The following is a 15,975-nucleotide window of genomic DNA, read 5'->3' as shown; positions in this document are numbered from 1 at the left end:
CCGATTGCGGACACATCGGTAATCGGATGACACCGTCTCGACCCGTGGAGCACCGCCGCCCGACGCCGCGTCTCTATCTGGTGACGCCGGCGATGGTTGATATCCAGGCGCTCAAGTTCGATCTGCTGGCAGCGTTCGATTCCGCGGATATCGCAGCCGTGCTGATGCGCCTGCCTGACGGCGAGGACGAACGCGCGCTGATCAACTGCGCGAAGGCCGTCGCCCCGACGGTGCAGAAGGCGGGCGCAGCACTGATCCTCGACGGTCATGCGCGGATCGTCGCTCGCAGCGGTGCGGACGGGGCGCATCTGACCGGACTTGCCGCCTTCGAGGAGGCCGTGGACGCCCTGAAGCCCGACCGTATCGCCGGGATCGGCGGACTTGAGACGCGCCATGACGCCATGATCGCAGCCGAGGCCGGTGCAGACTATGTGATGTTCGGCGACAATGACCGGCCGTCTTTCGAAGCGCTCATCGAGCGCGTCTCCTGGTGGGCCGAAGTCTTCGAGACGCCCTGCGTCGCGTTCGCCACAGCACTCGACGAAATCGGCCCCCTGGTCGAAGCCGGCGCCGATTTCGTTGCGGTTTGCGATGCGGTCTTTTCCGATCCGCGGGGAATCGCGCAAGCGGCTGCGGACGCGGCGGGCCGGCTTTCGGTTGCGGAGACCGCCTGATGACGCGATGGCGCAGCCTGGCCGGCGTCTTGCTGCTGTCGCTCGTGGCGAGCGCAGCGCATGGCGCCCCGAAAAAGGCGACGCCATCGCCGCCCCTGCCGGAGCCGGCTCCGCATTCCGCGCCGAGCGATCCGGGAGACATCGCCTATGCCGCGTTCCAGCGCGGCTATTTCCTCACCGCGCTGGCCGAGGCAAAGAAGCGGGTCGACGCGACTGGCGACCCCAAGGCCATGACCCTGATCGGCGTGCTCTATGCCGGCGGATTGGGGATCGGGCAGGACGACGCCAAGGCGGTCGAGTGGTACGGCAAGGCGGCCGAGCGCGGCGATCGCGAGGCGATGTTCGCGCTGGCCATGATGCGCCTCACCGGACGCGGCGGGCCTCGCGACCCCGATGCGGCGGCAAAGCTTTTTGCCAGCGCGGCCAAACTCGGCCAGCCGGCCGCAGCCTATAATCTCGCCCTGTTCTATCTCGAGGGCATTCAGTTTCCGCGCGACTTCGGCCGCGCTGCGGAGCTGTTCCGTCAGGCCGCGCAGGCCGGCAATCGCGAGGCGCAATACGCGCTCGGCACGATGTACAAGGAGGGGCGTGGCGTTCAGAAGGACGACAAGGAAGCCACCCGCCTGCTCGGGCTTGCGGCGCTGGCCGATCACCTCGACGCCCAGGTCGAATATGCGATCGCGCTCTATAACGGCACCGGAATAGCGAAGGACGAAGCCGCAGCCGCCCAGTTGCTGCGCCGGGCGGCGCGGCGCGGGTCGCCGATCGCGCAAAACCGGCTGGCCCGTATTCTCGCCACCGGCCGCGGCCTGCCGGAGAGCCCGCAGGAGGCGGTCAAATGGCACATTGTGTCCAAGGCCGCCGGCGCCAGCGATCCCTGGCTCGACGACTATACGGGCCGGCAAAGCGAAGAGGTCCGCAAGGCGGCCCAGAAGGAAGCCGAACCGTGGCTGTTCGTCATCGCCAATTCGCGCTCTTGACGGCGGCGAAACCTGCGGGCACATGGCGCGTCAGATACTCCCGAAAAGCGCACGGAACGCCTTATGGCCAAGATCAATGGCAACGAAATCCGTCCTGGCTATGTGATCGAGTACCAGGACACGCTGTGGGTCGCGGTCAAGACCATGGCGGTGAAGCCCGGCAAGGGTCCGGCCTATAACCAGGTCGAACTGAAGAACCTGATCGACGGCCGCAAGCTCAACAACCGCTTCGGCTCCGACGAGCGGGTCGAGCGTGCCCGGCTCGAACAGAAGGACTTCCAGTTCCTCTACAAGCAGGGCGACAGCCTCGTGTTCATGGACACCGACAGCTACGAGCAGATCGAGCTGCCGGAGGATTTCGTCGGCGAGCGCGCCGCATTTCTGCAGGACGGCATGACCGTGACGCTGGAAATGCACGAGGAGCGCCCGATCGGCATCAAGCTGCCCGACCAGGTGACGCTCGAGATTGTCGAGGCGGATCCGGTGGTGAAGGGCCAGACGGCCGCCTCGTCCTACAAGCCGGCCAAGCTCGAAAACGGTCTGCGGGTGATGGTGCCGCCATTCATCACCACCGGCGAGAAGATCATCGTCGACACCAACGAAGTCACCTACGTCCGCCGGGCGGATTGATGTTCTTTCACCCCCGATCCGCGGGAGAGTGAAAGCCGGACACCATGCTCCATTCCGCCCTCCTCAACGTGATGATGAAAGCCGCGCGCAAGGCCGCGCGGCAGCTCAATCGCGATTTCGGCGAGGTCGAGAAGCTTCAGGTCTCGGTCAAGGGACCGGCGAATTTCGTCAGCGCCGCCGACCGAAAGGCGGAACAGACCCTGCGCGAAGAGCTGATGGCGGCGCGGCCGGGCTATTCCTTCGTCGGCGAGGAAGGCGGCCGCATCGAGGGACCGGACAAGACCCATACCTGGCATGTCGATCCGCTCGACGGCACCACGAATTTCCTGCACGGCATCCCGCATTTCGCGATCTCGATCGGGCTGGAGCGCGACGGCGCGATGGTTGCGGCGCTCGTCTACAATCCGATCTCCGACGAGATGTTCATTGCCGAAAAGGGCAAGGGCGCCTTCGTCAACGACCAGCGTCTGCGCGTCGCCGGCCGGCGTTCGCTGCAGGATGCCGTGGTTGCCTGCGGGCTGCCGCATCGCGGCCGCGGCGGCCTCGCCGAATTCCGCAGCGAGTTCGCCTTCGTCCAGGAGCAGGTCGCGGGTCTGCGCCGTTTCGGCTCGGCGGCGCTCGACCTTGCCTATGTCGCCGCCGGACGCTTCGACATCTACTGGGAACGCAACCTGCAATCCTGGGATATGGCGGCCGGCATTCTGCTGGTGCGCGAGGCCGGCGGCTATGTCACCGACTGCGACGGTACCGACGCGATGTTCGCCAAAGGCCATATCTGCGCCGGCAACGAGACGCTGCAGCGCGAGCTATTGACCATCCTGAAGAAAACCGGCGCAGCCGGCTGATCGCGCGAGGGTTACACCGCCCGCATCCGGTAATGGCTGACGCCCCATTCCTTGCCGCCGGCATGGCCGAACATGCCGGCCGTCGCCAGGAAGAAGATGCGCCAGCGCCTGAGCCAAATCGGCGTGTCGGCGCCGTAAATGCCGCGCAGCACCCTTTCGATCTCCTCGCGCCGGGCGTCGAAATTGGCGAGCCAGTCCAGCGCCGTGCGTTCGTAATGGGTGCCGTCCCAGAGCCAGTCCGCCTCCACGGCGAACAGATCGCCGAACTGCCGCGGCAGATTGTGGCTCGGCATGATGCCGCCGGTGAAGAAATAGTGCGCGATCCAGTCGTCGCGGTCCGCCGTTTCGTAGCGATACGGCATCCGGCGATGGCTGAACACATGCATGAAGAAGCGCCCGTCCGGCTTCATCCATGACCGCACCCGAGCAAACAACGCGCGCCAGTTCGACATATGCTCGAACATCTCGACCGAGACGATACGGTCGAAGCTCTGTTCGGCGGCAAATTCGTTCATGTCGCAGGTGACGACGCGCAGATTGCGGATCTGCCGCAATTGCGCTTCCTGCTCGATGAATTCGCGTTGCGAGCGCGAATTCGACACCGCAACGATGCGCGCCTTTGGGAAGGCCTGCGCCATGTAAAGGGACAGCGAGCCCCAGCCGCAGCCGAGCTCCAGGATCTCCTGCCCGTCCTTCAGGTCGGCATGTTCAACCGTCAGGGCGAGTGCGCGCTCCTCTGCATCGGCAAGCGATGCGGTCTTGCCGTCGTAATAGCAGCATGAATATTTGCGGTGCGGACCCAGCACGAGCCTGAAGAAATCCGAAGGAACCTCATAATGCTGGGCATTCGCCTCCGCCGTGGCGATCGCGATCGGACGCGCAGCCATCTCGCGTGCAAACAGCGCTTCTTCCCGCTCATCCATCCGGCGCAATGCGCGCGCGGTGCGCCCGCACAGCATATCGATCCCGGTGCGGGTCAGGGCGTCGGGAACCGGGACGCGCTCGATGATCTTCGATGCGACGGCGACAAGGCTCATGATGACGGCCTCATGAATTTCGGTGGTGCCGGAAAGAACAGGCTGGTGCGCCGCTGATACTCGGCAAAGGCCGCGCCGCGCGTACGCTCCATATGCGCTTCGAGATGCGGCACGCCGGTGGCGTAGCGCAGCACCCAATACATGACCGCAGGACCGATCAGGGCGAGCCAGCCATAGGGGTAGCCCCCGGACAGATCGATCGCGATCACCGGCCAGGCCAGCCATCCGAACCACTGGAAGAAGTAGTTGGGATGGCGCGACCAGGCCCAAAGGCCGGTATCGAGGATCTTGCCGCGGTTCGCCGGATAGCTCTGAAAGCGGCGCAACTGGCCGTCCGCGATCGCCTCCCCGACCACCGCAATCAGCACAATGGCGATGCCGAGATAATCCTGCAACCGCATCCCCGATGCCGGATTTTTCGCCGCGAGATAAATGGCAAGCACCAGCGGCAGGGAGCCGAAAGCCTGCTGCTGCAGGAACACGAACATGCGCCGGGACGCCTGCGCGCCCCAGTCAGCGGCGAGCTTGGCGTAACGCGGATCGTCGGAAATCTTGGCGCTGCGCGCGGCGATATGGATGCCGAGCCTGGCCGCCCATAGCGCGATCAGCACGGCGACAATCATCTCTCGCGGCGGAAAGTTGTGCGGCGGCAGGAGCAGCGCGGCGCCGATTCCCACAACACCGACACCGGCGGTCCAGGTGGTGTCGACCCAGCCGGAATTCCCGGTCCGCTCCCGAATCAGCCAAGCGCCGGACATGATGACGGACAACGCCACCGCCATGGCCGCGAGCGAAACAGCGAGAAATGCCAATGTCATAACGGAACCGTACACATTTGGGCGCGTTTTCGGCGCAATCTGCAAAAGATACGGGCCGGATTCCGATGCGTTTCAACAGCAGGGGCTCACGGCCAAGGCCCGGCGGGTTCAATTTCATCCCGCCTGTGCCATATTGAAGGCCGCTTTTTTGATTTGAAAGGCTGGCCAGTGATGGCTCGCAAACTGGATCCCCACAAGCTTTCCTCCCCGCGCATCTTTCTTGTGCGGATGCTGGTCTTTCTGGTGCTGTGCGGCCTCGTCATCGTCGTGCTGTACCGGCAGATTCTCGCAGCGTTCATGTCGAATCCGGGCCTGAACGGGCTCATCATCGGCGTCCTTCTGATCGGCATCCTGCTGTCATTCCGGCAGGTGTTGCGGCTGTTCCCGGAGGTCGCCTGGGTCAACGGCTTCCGGCTCGCCGATCCCGGCATCGCGGTCGAGCGCCCCCCGACCCTGCTTGCGCCGATGGCCACCATGCTGGGCGACCGGCTCGGCCGCATGGCGATCTCGACCCAGATGATGCGCGGCATCCTGGATTCCATCGCAACCCGGCTCGACGAGGCGCGCGACCTGTCGCGCTACATGACCGGCCTTCTGATCTTTCTCGGCCTGCTCGGCACCTTCTGGGGCCTGATCGAAACCGTGGGTTCGGTGGGAAGGGTTGTGGAAACGCTGAAGCCCGGCGGCGATTCCGGCTCGGTCTTCGAGACGCTGCGCGAGGGGCTTGCCGCGCCGCTCGGCGGCATGGGCATCGCCTTTTCGTCCTCGCTGTTCGGGCTCGCCGGTTCACTGATCCTCGGCTTCCTCGATCTGCAGACCAGCCAGGCGCAGAACCGCTTCTACACCGATCTGGAAGACTGGCTCTCGACCACGGTGCATGACATCAGCAGCCAGCCCTCGCCGGCTGCGTCCGCACCGCTCGCCCCCGACATGAAGGCTGCGATCGAGCGGCTGCGCGAGACCGTCGCCGAGACCGGCGGCAGCAAGGCCGCGACCGCCGCCATGGCCAATCTTGCCGAGGCGATCCAGGGCCTTGTGCATCACATGCGCGCCGAGCAGCAGATGATCCGCGACTGGGCGGATTCGCAGGCCGAGCAGAATCAGGAAATCCGCAAGGTGCTCGAGGCGCTGGCGCGGGAGAAGACGTAACACCCATGGCACTGGCGCGCACGCGCCGCGATCGCGGCGTCGATTACTGGCCAGGTTTCGTCGATGCGCTGTCGACGCTCCTGCTCGGCATCATCTTCCTGCTGTCGCTGTTCGCCGTGGTGCAATTCTATCTGTCGCAGGAAGTGACCGGGAAGGACACCGCCCTGCAGCGCCTGACCGCGCAGATCGCCCAGCTCACCGACCTCCTGGCGCTGGAGCGCACCAGCCGCGCCAACCTTGAGGAGTTGCTGGGCGGGGTGCGCGCCAACCTGTCCGCCACCGAAGCCGAGCGCGACCGCCTGCGCGGCCTTGCCGAGAGCGCCGGTGGCGCCGCCGCCGCCCAGGGCCGCGCCAACGAGCTGGCCGCGCAGCTCGACCTCGAAAAGCAGAGCGTGGCCCGTGCGCTGGCCCAGGTCGAAATCCTGAACCAGCAGATTGCGGCCTTGCGCCGGCAGCTCGGCGCGCTCGAAGCGGCACTCGAAGTCTCCGAGAAGCGCGAACGCGAATCCCAGACCAAGATCGCCGATCTTGGGCAGCGGCTGAATCTGGCGCTGGCGCAGCGGGTGCAGGAATTGCAGCGCTACCGCTCCGACTTTTTCGGGCGGCTGCGGCAGATCCTTGGCAGCCGTCCCGACGTGCGCATCGTCGGCGACCGTTTCGTGTTCCAGTCCGAAGTGTTCTTCGATCCCGGTCAGGCCGTGCTGAAGCCGGAAGGCCGCGCCGAGATCGACAAGATTGTCACCGCGCTCGTCGAACTGGAAAAGCAGATTCCGCCGGATATCCCCTGGGTGATGCGGGTGGACGGCCATACCGACATCCGCCCGATCGCCAATGTGCAATTCCCCTCGAACTGGGAATTGTCGTCGGCACGTGCGATCGCGGTCGTGCAATATATGATTTCGCGCGGCATCTCGCCGCAGCGCCTCGTCGCGGCCGGCTTCGGCGAGTTTCAGCCGCTGGACACCGACAAGACCGAGGAAGCCTTTCGCCGCAACCGCAGGATCGAGCTGAAGCTGACCGAACGCTAGCATTTGCAGTTGCGCGTTTTGTTGACGCGATCCGGTTCCCACCGCGCTTGAAAACGCGCTAACGTCCCGCCGCGGCAATATGCGGGGGGACATTGGCGAACCATGCCACAGACAGTGAAGCTCCGGCCGTACCGGCTGGCCGACGAGCCTGCAGCGGTCGGGCTTTGGCAGCGGTCCTGGCAGCTCGCCTATCCGCAGATCGATTTTTCGCAGCGGCTCGAGTGGTTTCGTGAACACTGGAGCGGGCTGCAGCTGGATTCACGCATTGTTGTCGCGGAATGCGAGACGGTGCCGGATCATCTGGCGGGCTTCGTCGCGGTATCGCCGCGTACCGGCTATCTCGACCAGATCGTTGTCGCGCCGGAAATGCAGCATCGCGGGATCGGCAAGGCGCTGATCGACGCCGCCAAGCACCTGGGACGTGAGGGCCTTTATCTTCATGTCAACAAGGACAACAGCCGCGCCATCGCGTTCTATCGCAAATCCGGCTTTACGATTGCAGGCGAGGACATCAACCGCAGGTCCGGCGCTCCGGTCTACATGATGACCTGGCGGCCAGCGGCCGACCTTCCGCCGGAGCCGTAACGGGCAACCGCACGTCAGGCCGCGCCGAACTGCAATCGCGCCAGCCGTGAATAAAGGCCGCCCGCTGCGGATAGCCGCTCGTGTGTCCCCTCCTCGACAATGCGGCCATGGTCGAGCACCAGAATGCGGTCGCACGACAATACGGTCGCCAGCCGGTGCGCGATCACGAGCGTCGTGCGCCCCTCCATCGAATGCGCCAGCGCCGCCTGCACCAGCGTTTCGCTCTCCGCGTCGAGCGAAGACGTCGCCTCGTCGAGCAGAAGGAGCGGCGCATCGCGCAGGATCGCGCGCGCGATCGCAATGCGCTGACGCTGCCCGCCTGACAGGGTGACGCCGCGCTCGCCGATCCGGGTGTCGAAGCCCTGCGGAAGACGGCGGATGAATTCGCTTGCCGCCGCCATGTCGGCGGCACGCGCGATCTCGGCATCCGTTGCATCCGGTTTGCCGAAGGCGATGTTGTCGCGCACCGAGGTGGCGAAGATCGCAGCCTCCTGCGGCACCAGCGCGATATGCCGGCGCAGATCGAGCGGGTCGGCCGAGGCGACATCGATACCGTCGAAGCTGACGCGCCCGGATACCGGATCGTAGAAACGCAGGATCAGATGGAAGACCGTGCTCTTGCCGGCGCCCGAAGGACCGACGATCGCGACCTTCTCGCCCGGAGCGACGCGGAACGAGACGCCATCGAGCGACGGCGCATCGGTCCTCGTCGGATAATGGAACGAGACCCTGTCGAAGGCGATTTCGGCACGCGGCTGGTCAGGCAGCCTCACGGGGTTGGCAGGCGCCTTCACATCCGGCTTGACGTGCATGATCTCGAACAGGCGTTCGGCCGCGCCTGCGGCCTGCTGCACTTCGCCCCAGGTTTCGCTGAGCTGGCCCAGACCGCCGGCGGCAAACACCGCATAGAGCACGAACTGGCCGAGCCGCCCCGGCGTCATCTCGCCCGCCAGCACGTCATTGGCGCCGACCCAGAGCACAAGAACCACACTGGCGAAAACGAGAAAAATCCCGATCCCGGTCAGCACCGCGCGCGACAATGTGGATTGCCGCGCCGACTCGAACGCCGCCTCCACTGCATCGCGGAAGCGCCGCGCGGCATAAGTTTCGCTCGTGAAGGCTTGCACGGTGCGCACCGCGCCGATGGTCTCCGCAGCATAGGCCGAGGCGTCCGCAAGCGAATCCTGCGCCTGGCGCGCGCGTTTGCGCACCGCGCGCCCGAAAGCCACAAGCGGCAGGACGATGACCGGGATCGCCGCCAGAACAAACAGCGACAGCTTCGGGCTCGTGATCACCATCATGGCGCCGGCGCCGACAAACAGTACGAAATTCCGCAATGCCACCGACACCGACGCGCCGACCGCGGCCTTGATCTGGGTGGTGTCGGCGGTGAGCCGCGACATCATCTCCCCGGTATGGGAGCGGTCGAAGAACGACGGCGACAGCCGCGTGAGGTGACTGAAAACCTCCTCGCGCAGATCCGAGACGATGCGCTCGCCGAGCGTGGTGACGAGGTAGTAGCGAAGCGCGCTCGCCGCGGCGAGGACGAAGACCACCCCGATCATGACTGCGAAATAGTCGTCGATCAGCGCCCGTTCGCCGGAAAAGCCGTGGTCGATCATCCGGCGGACCGCGACCGGCACCGCGAGGGTGGCCAGCGCCGCCACGATCAGCGCGGCGCAGGCAGACAGCGCACGGGTCCGGTAGCGCAGGAGATAGGGAACAAGGAGCCTCAGCGGCTTCAGGGACCGCCGCGCCGCCTTTGCCTGTGCGGGGCTGCCCGCCGCCGCATCTTTTCTGCTTTCCGCCACAAGGGCCATTCCGACCGCGCTCCGGCTCCGCTCGGCCCCCTGAATGCCGCGTGCCGGTGGGCCCCGCAAGGCGAAATCGCGCAACTTGTGCCGGCGCCGGGGTTGCGTTATAGACCCCCCGAATTTTCAACCAATCCGCTAGGTCCGACAGGCGCGGCGCAGAGCCCGCGGGAGCCCATCATGAAGTCCGGCATTCACCCCGATTACCACACCATCACCGTCAAGATGACCGACGGAACCGAATTCACCACCCGCACCACCTGGGGCAAGGCGGGCGACACCATGGCGCTCGACATCGATCCGAAGTCGCACCCGGCCTGGACCGGCGGCAGCCAGCAGCTGCTCGACCGCGGCGGACGCCTGTCGCGCTTCCAGAAAAAGTTCTCGGGCTTCATCAAGGAAGACGCCGGCAAGAAGTAGCCGGCCGAAGCAGCCGGTTTGGCCGGTGCGCCGCGCGGCGGCGCGATCCGGCCATCCTATCTGCGACGTCTGCCAACCGTCTCGCGAAGAATGATGGATCGCCGGGTCACGCCCGGCGATGATGTTTTGGGGCGACCGCTTTTGCTCAGCCTCTGCGCTCGAACGCAGCCTTGAGCATGTCGAGCTGGTGCTCGACCGGATTGTTGCCGTTATGCGGCGCGTCCGATGGCGCGTGGATCGTGGCGTCGAGCCGGCGCACCTGATCGGCGAGAACGATCGACCGGCGGATCAGCGACACCAGCGTGTCGGGCAAGAGCTCCAGGGTCTCCTCGTCGGCTGCAAAGGTCGGCGACAACTTTACCTTGGTCTTTTCCTGATTGACCTGGGAGAGCGACATCTCGCCTTCCTTCACCGCCCGATGCAGGAGCAGCCACGAAGCGAGCTGCATCAGCCGCGTCGTGAGGCGCATGCTTTCGGTGGCGTAGGTCAAGGCGCCCGCGCGCGACAGCGCCTTGGATTCCTTGCGGCCCGCGCCATCGAGATAGGCCGCGGTTTCCTCGACGAGCCCCATGCCGTCGCGAAACAATTGCGCGAAGGCCTGCGACCCTGCGAGCTTTTCCCGGAACAAGATCGGGCCGTTTGTCTCTGCGGACGTTTCCGACATTACGCTACGCCTCACCCCCACGCACCGGCAGGCCATGACGTCGCAGATAAGGACGTCAAAGAAGTCCAGGCCGGTGCAGCGCCACTTTCTGAATGCCGGAGCATAAAGGCAGGGCGCCAGCCGGGTAAAGCGCAGGCGGCAAGTTAATTTGCTGTCATAGTTGCCAAGCGGCGGCGGACGCATCCAGCTGTTCCGATTTGGCACAGAACAAAAAAGAGCCGCCGTTGCCGGCGGCTCAAGTGGATAACAGGGAGGCGTCAAACAGAGTGGACAGGAGCCACTCGATGTCCAGAAGATGGACGCCGACAGTAATAGCGGGGAAAGCTTAAAGACGGGTTAAATGCAAAACGATCGGTAAAGCCGAAGCTGAAAATATGGATGTATCGGGAACCGCATTCGCACGCGGTTAAGCTTGTTATTTCTTGAAGAACAGATCGGCAGCGCTGCGTGACGATTGCTTCTTCGCGATGTCCGCTTCGAGGCGCGCAATCTCGTCGCGCAACAGTGCGATGCGCTCGTTCAGTTCCGCGACCGAGAGCAGCATCAGATCCTGACCGATCTCGTGAACGATCTTCTTTTTCGGACGGTCGTCGTCGTCGAATGCGGGCATCGGTCCGGCCTCTCGTTGCGCCGCAAATTTAGCGGCAGCGGAGCGGGTTGTCACACCGGCGCGCGGCGATTATCAGAACCTCCGTTTCCCGCCGCGATCACCCACCGGATGTCAGGCAAAGCATCATGACCGATATTCCCGCCCGCATGACCGTCATCGGCATCAAGGAACCGGGAGGCCCCGAAATGCTGGTGCCCGAACAGCGCGAGGTGCCGAAGCCGGGCAAGGGCGAGATTCTGGTCAAGGTGGCCGCGGCCGGCGTCAACCGGCCGGACGTGCGCCAGCGCCAGGGCTCCTATCCGCCGCCGAAGGGGGCTGGCGACATTCCGGGGCTCGAAATCGCGGGCGACGTGGTCGCATGTGGCGATGGCGCGACCAAGTGGAGACCCGGCGACAAGGTCTGCGCGCTGGTCGTGGCCGGCGGCTATGCGGAGTATTGCATCGCGCATGAGAGCCACGCCCTTGCTGTACCGCCGTCGCTGACCATGGTCGAAGCTGCGGCGATGCCGGAGACCTTTTTCACCGTCTGGCAGCATCTCATGATGCGCTGTCACTTCAAGAGCGGCGAATGGGTGCTGGTGCATGGCGGCACGTCGGGCATCGGCACCACCGGCATCATGCTGGTCAAGAATTTCGGCGGCCATGTCGTCACCACCGCGGGCTCCGACGAAAAATGCGCCGCTGCAAAGACGCTCGGCGCCGATGTGGCGGTGAATTACAAGACGCAGGACTTCGTCGAGGAGACGAAAAAGGCGACCGGCGGCAAGGGCGCCGACGTCATCCTCGATATCGTCGGCGGCGACTATATCGACAAGAATTTCGACGCCGCCGCCGATCAGGGCCGGATCGCGCAAATCTCGTTCGCCGGGTCCGCGAAGGCGACCGCAAATTTCGCAAAACTGATGGCCAAGCGTCTGGTGCACGAAGGCTCGACCTTGCGGCCGCGCACGGTGGCCGAGAAGGCCGAGATCGCGAAGGGCATCGAGGAGAAAGTCTGGCCGCTGGTCGCCGCCGGCAAGATCAAGCCCGTCATCGATTCCACCTTCCCCCTGGCAAAGGCCGCCGACGCCCATGCCCGCATGGAATCGAGCCAGCATATCGGCAAGATCGTGCTGACGGTGGGCTGACGGACAATCGCCTGACGTGGGCACGCAATCGGCTGATGGCGCGCCCGATGGCCGCAATGCGCATCACATCGAAGGGGCAAGTCACGATCCCGGCCGACATTCGCGCCAAGGCGGGACTGCTGCCGCATACAGAGGTCGCCTTTGAGTTCGACGGCAAGTCCGTACGGATCGTCCGCGCACGGCCATCGAAAACGGATGGCCGGGGCGCGCGTCTCGTCGCCCATCTCCGCCGCCGCGGCGACGTCGCCATGACCACGGACCAGATCATGGCGCTGACACGGGGAGAGTGAATGGCCTCCGTCATGGTCGACAGCAATGTCCTGATCGACCTCTTGACGGAGGATGCCCGGTGGTTTGCATGGTCCTCGCAAGCCGTCGCGCTTGAGGCCGACCGTCAACGGCTCGTTATCAATGCAATCATCTATGCCGAAATCTCGGTCCGCTTCTCACGGATCGACGATCACGCGGGACGTGGCCCGATACCGGCGCTATTTTCGCAAGCTGTCCCTGATCGCGCCGGACTGAGTCGGGTGCGGCGGGGCTCGCCTGCTGCCCCTTCCCATTCGACGCGGGAACCCCCTATAACTGACGTCCTGCCGCACGGCTGCGCCCCGAAAACGGCGTAAATGTCGGACTTCTGTACCTCCACAGGACGGGGAACTTGCCGGAACGCCGCGACAGACACGCAACATCGCGACGCGGAGCAGGCCTGCGGCAAACCATGCCGCGGGCCGCCGCAGCGCTTGCATGCATCTGCGCAATGCTGTGGCTTGCGCTTGCTCCCGCCGCCGCGGTCGATGCCGTCAACGTCCGGACCGACGCCGCAGCCATCGATCTGACCGCGGTCGCGGAGCGGCCCAAGACCGACGGCGACCGCGTGCAGGTCTCCACCGCGCCCGGGCCCGACGGGATCGTGCGCCGCATCGAAGTGCGCGGCCGCGAGGCCGGCAACCATTGGGCGGTGTTCGCGCTCGCCAATACCGGCGACGAACAGCTCGACCGGCTGATCGTCGTTCCGCATTACCGCATGGTCGGATCGGGATTGTTCTGGCCCGATCTCGGGCTGTCGCGCGTCGTGACCGTCACGCCGAGCGCGGGCGAGCGGCCGGAGCGGCAGGACTCGGCCACCGCCGATGTCTATCGCATCACGCTCGATCCGGGCTCGGTCGTGACCTATGTGCTTGAGCTGCGATCCGAGAAGCTGCCCCAGCTCTATCTGTGGGAGCCCGATGCCTACAAAGACAAGGTCAATTCCTTCACGCTCTACTATGGCATCGTCATCGGCATTTCCGGGCTTCTCGCGCTGTTTCTGACCATCCTGTTCGTGGTCAAGGGATCGGTGATGTTCCCCGCGGCTGCGGCGCTCGGCTGGGCCGTCCTTGTCTATATCGGCATCGACTTCGGATTCTGGGGCAAGGTGTTCGACATGTCTGCGGGCGCCGAGCGCATCTGGCGCGCGATCGGCGAATGCGTGCTGGCGGCGACGCTCCTCGTCTTCCTGTTCGCCTATCTCAATCTCAGCCGCTGGCATGTCCGCTACGCGCATATCACCATCGCCTGGCTTGGCGGACTGGCGGCGCTGATCGCGGTCGCGCTCTACGATCCGGCGGTCGCCTCGGGCATTGCGCGCTTCTCGCTCGCCGGCGTCGCCTTCCTGGGCTTCGCGGTCGTGTTGCTCCTGTCGACCCAGGGCTTCGACCGCGCCGTCCTTCTCATCCCGACCTGGTTCCTGCTGTGCATCTGGACCGTCGCTGCGGGCCTCACGGTCGGCGGCCTCGTCACCAACGACATCGTCGGCCCCGCGCTGCTCGGCGGCCTGGTGCTGATCGTGATGCTGATCGGCTTCACCGTGATGCAGCACGCCTTTGCCGGCTCCATCGCCCACGGCATCGTGAGCGACGTCGAGCGCCGCGCGCTCGCCCTGACCGGCGCCGGCGACATGATCTGGGACTGGGACGTTTCCTCGGACAAGGTCTATACCAGCCCCGAAACCGAGGCGATGCTCGGCCTCAAGCGCGGCGCGCTGGAAGGTTCGGCAGCAAAGTGGCTCGACGTGCTGCATCCGCTCGACCGCGACCGTTTCCGCGCCACCCTCGACAGTGTAATCGAGCAGCGCCGCGGACGGCTGATGGAGGATTTCCGGCTGCGCACGCCGGACGGCCATTATCTGTGGTTCACGCTGAAGGCGCGTCCGGTGGTCGGCTCGGACGGCGAGGTGGTGCGCCTGGTCGGCACGCTGACCGACGTCACCGAATTCAAGACCGCGGAAGAGAGGCTCTTGCACGACGCCGTGCATGACAATCTCACCGGTCTGCCGAACCGGCAGCTGTTCCTCGACCGGTTCGAGGCGGTGCTGGCCTTCGCCAAGAACGATCCGGCGATGCGACCGACGGTGATCGTCATCGATCTCGACCGCTTCAAGCAGGTCAACGATTCCGTCGGCATGGCGGTCGGCGATTCGATCCTGCTGACGCTGGCGCGACGGCTGACCCGTCTGCTGAAGCCGCAGGATACCCTGGCGCGTTTGTCGGGCGACCAATTCGCGCTGATCCTGCTTTCCGAGCGCGATCCGGGCCGCATCATCGCCTTCGCGGAGAATGTGCGCCGCACCATCCGCGCACCGATCGCCTTCAACGACCGCGAAATCTTTCTCACCGCATCGATCGGGCTGTGCCTTGCCGATGCGCAGGCAAACCGCACCGAGGAAATCCTGAAAGACGCCGAGCTTGCGATGTATCACTCGAAGCGCATCGGCGGCGACCGCATCGAGGTGTTCAAGGCCGCCATGCGGGCGCGCAAGTCCGACCGGCTGACGCTCGAGTCCGAACTGCGCCGCGCCATCGAGCGCGAGGAGATCAAGCTTCATTACCAGCCGATCGTGCGGCTCGAAGACCGCACCATCGCCGGCTTCGAATCTTTGGCGCGCTGGGAGCATCCCAAGCTCGGCCGGATGTCGCCCGCCGAGTTCATCACCATCGCCGAGGAGATCGGACTGATCGTCGACCTCGGCATGTTCGTGCTGGAACGCACGGCGCGCCAGCTCAGCATCTGGCAGCGCACGATCCACGCCCAGGAAGCGCTGTTCGCCAGCGTCAATGTCTCATCGAAGCAATTGTTGCGACAGGATCTGATCGGGGATTTGCGCACCGTGCTCGCACGTTCGTCGCTGATGCGCGGCACCCTGAAACTGGAACTGACCGAATCCGTGGTGATGGAGAATCCGGAGCAGGCCGCGCAGATTCTGGCGCGCCTGCGCGAACTCGGCGCAGGTCTCGCCCTCGACGATTTCGGCACCGGGCATTCCTCGCTCGCCTATCTCCAGCGCTTCCCGTTCGACACCATCAAGATCGATCAGTCCTTCGTGCGCATGAGCGCCAAGGGCACCCGTCCGGTGATCCTGCGCTCGATCATCGCGCTGGCGCACGATCTCGGGATGGAGACGGTCGCGGAAGGCGCCGAGACGGACTCCGATGCGGTCGAGCTTTATCACATGGGCTGCGAATATGCGCAGGGCTTCGTGTTCGGGCAGCCGATGACCGCGGAGGCTGCAACCAAACTATTGTCCAGCGACCGGATGGAATTGGCGCGGTAGCACCA

At 65.0% G+C, this 15,975-nt stretch carries 17 protein-coding genes; 12 read left to right on the top strand and 5 right to left on the bottom strand.

Annotated elements, in window-relative coordinates:
- Positions 1-26 precede the first annotated feature (26 nt).
- From ACK41X_RS07565 to ACK41X_RS07550, 4 genes are all read left to right on the top strand, one after another.
- The gene (locus ACK41X_RS07565; RefSeq protein WP_409720866.1) at positions 27-674 is read left to right on the top strand and encodes a thiamine phosphate synthase; all 648 of its coding nucleotides are present in this window, start codon (positions 27-29) and stop codon (positions 672-674) included.
- Positions 674-1,654: a tetratricopeptide repeat protein gene (locus ACK41X_RS07560; RefSeq protein ID WP_409720864.1), complete on the top strand. Its 981-nt coding sequence runs from the start codon at positions 674-676 to the stop codon at positions 1,652-1,654. The genes ACK41X_RS07565 and ACK41X_RS07560 overlap by 1 nt, the downstream gene beginning before the upstream one ends.
- A 63-nt stretch (positions 1,655-1,717) precedes the next feature.
- Positions 1,718-2,284 (top strand): elongation factor P, encoded by a 567-nt coding sequence (gene efp, locus ACK41X_RS07555; RefSeq protein WP_409720862.1) that lies wholly within the window; start codon positions 1,718-1,720, stop codon positions 2,282-2,284.
- A gap of 44 nt (positions 2,285-2,328) precedes the next feature.
- A complete protein-coding gene (locus ACK41X_RS07550; RefSeq protein ID WP_409720860.1) occupies positions 2,329-3,129 on the top strand; it encodes an inositol monophosphatase family protein in 801 nt (266 codons plus the stop codon).
- Positions 3,130-3,140: 11 nt separating this feature from the next.
- Here the strand turns inward: ACK41X_RS07550 and ACK41X_RS07545 are convergent, their stop codons facing one another.
- Both ACK41X_RS07545 and ACK41X_RS07540 read right to left on the bottom strand, forming a co-directional pair.
- A complete protein-coding gene (locus ACK41X_RS07545; protein ID WP_409720858.1) occupies positions 3,141-4,166 on the bottom strand; it encodes an SAM-dependent methyltransferase in 1,026 nt (341 codons plus the stop codon).
- Positions 4,163-4,984, bottom strand: coding sequence for a DUF1295 domain-containing protein (locus tag ACK41X_RS07540; protein WP_409720856.1), 822 nt, complete (start codon positions 4,982-4,984; stop codon positions 4,163-4,165). Before ACK41X_RS07540 ends, ACK41X_RS07545 begins: the two co-directional genes overlap by 4 nt.
- A 171-nt stretch (positions 4,985-5,155) precedes the next feature.
- Here ACK41X_RS07540 and ACK41X_RS07535 point away from each other — a divergent pair, with 171 nt between their 5' ends.
- The 3 genes from ACK41X_RS07535 to ACK41X_RS07525 all read left to right on the top strand — a co-directional run bounded on the left by ACK41X_RS07535 (position 5,156) and on the right by ACK41X_RS07525 (position 7,746).
- Positions 5,156-6,133: a flagellar motor protein MotA gene (locus ACK41X_RS07535; protein ID WP_409720854.1), complete on the top strand. Its 978-nt coding sequence runs from the start codon at positions 5,156-5,158 to the stop codon at positions 6,131-6,133.
- Between the two features lie 5 nt (positions 6,134-6,138).
- Entirely contained in the window at positions 6,139-7,161 is a 1,023-nt protein-coding gene (locus ACK41X_RS07530) for a peptidoglycan -binding protein (RefSeq protein ID WP_409720853.1), read from the top strand.
- Positions 7,162-7,263: 102 nt separating this feature from the next.
- Complete coding sequence (locus ACK41X_RS07525; RefSeq protein ID WP_409720851.1) at positions 7,264-7,746, top strand: GNAT family N-acetyltransferase; 483 nt, start codon at positions 7,264-7,266, stop codon at positions 7,744-7,746.
- 14 nt (positions 7,747-7,760) lie between these two features.
- On the opposite strand, the gene ACK41X_RS07520 is transcribed toward ACK41X_RS07525, so the two are convergent.
- Positions 7,761-9,566: an ABC transporter transmembrane domain-containing protein gene (locus ACK41X_RS07520; RefSeq protein WP_409720849.1), complete on the bottom strand. Its 1,806-nt coding sequence runs from the start codon at positions 9,564-9,566 to the stop codon at positions 7,761-7,763.
- 171 nt (positions 9,567-9,737) lie between these two features.
- Between ACK41X_RS07520 and rpmE the strand changes: the two genes are divergently transcribed.
- A complete protein-coding gene (gene rpmE / locus ACK41X_RS07515; RefSeq protein ID WP_409720847.1) occupies positions 9,738-9,977 on the top strand; it encodes a 50S ribosomal protein L31 in 240 nt (79 codons plus the stop codon).
- A gap of 145 nt (positions 9,978-10,122) precedes the next feature.
- Here rpmE and ACK41X_RS07510 read toward each other — a convergent pair whose 3' ends face one another.
- Entirely contained in the window at positions 10,123-10,641 is a 519-nt protein-coding gene (locus tag ACK41X_RS07510; RefSeq protein ID WP_409720845.1) for a DUF1465 family protein, read from the bottom strand.
- Positions 10,642-11,056: 415 nt separating this feature from the next.
- A complete protein-coding gene (locus ACK41X_RS07505; RefSeq protein ID WP_409720843.1) occupies positions 11,057-11,251 on the bottom strand; it encodes a DUF1192 domain-containing protein in 195 nt (64 codons plus the stop codon).
- 125 nt (positions 11,252-11,376) lie between these two features.
- Between ACK41X_RS07505 and ACK41X_RS07500 the strand changes: the two genes are divergently transcribed.
- From ACK41X_RS07500 to ACK41X_RS07485, 4 genes are all read left to right on the top strand, one after another.
- Positions 11,377-12,378: an NAD(P)H-quinone oxidoreductase gene (locus tag ACK41X_RS07500; protein WP_409720841.1), complete on the top strand. Its 1,002-nt coding sequence runs from the start codon at positions 11,377-11,379 to the stop codon at positions 12,376-12,378.
- Between the two features lie 35 nt (positions 12,379-12,413).
- Positions 12,414-12,668: an AbrB/MazE/SpoVT family DNA-binding domain-containing protein gene (locus tag ACK41X_RS07495; RefSeq protein ID WP_409720839.1), complete on the top strand. Its 255-nt coding sequence runs from the start codon at positions 12,414-12,416 to the stop codon at positions 12,666-12,668.
- Positions 12,669-13,004 carry a type II toxin-antitoxin system VapC family toxin gene (locus ACK41X_RS07490; RefSeq protein ID WP_409720837.1) on the top strand — a complete coding sequence of 112 codons (336 nt, stop codon included), beginning with the start codon at positions 12,669-12,671 and terminating at the stop codon, positions 13,002-13,004.
- A gap of 134 nt (positions 13,005-13,138) precedes the next feature.
- Positions 13,139-15,970, top strand: a complete 2,832-nt coding sequence (locus ACK41X_RS07485) for an EAL domain-containing protein (RefSeq protein WP_409720835.1) — start codon at positions 13,139-13,141, stop codon at positions 15,968-15,970.
- The last annotated feature ends 5 nt before the right edge of the window (positions 15,971-15,975 follow it).

It is taken from the genome of Pseudorhodoplanes sp. (genome assembly GCF_046289595.1).
Lineage (GTDB): Bacteria > Pseudomonadota > Alphaproteobacteria > Rhizobiales > Xanthobacteraceae > Pseudorhodoplanes.
Note: the sequence above shows the minus strand (reverse complement) of the source record. Positions and strands in the feature narration are given on the sequence as shown.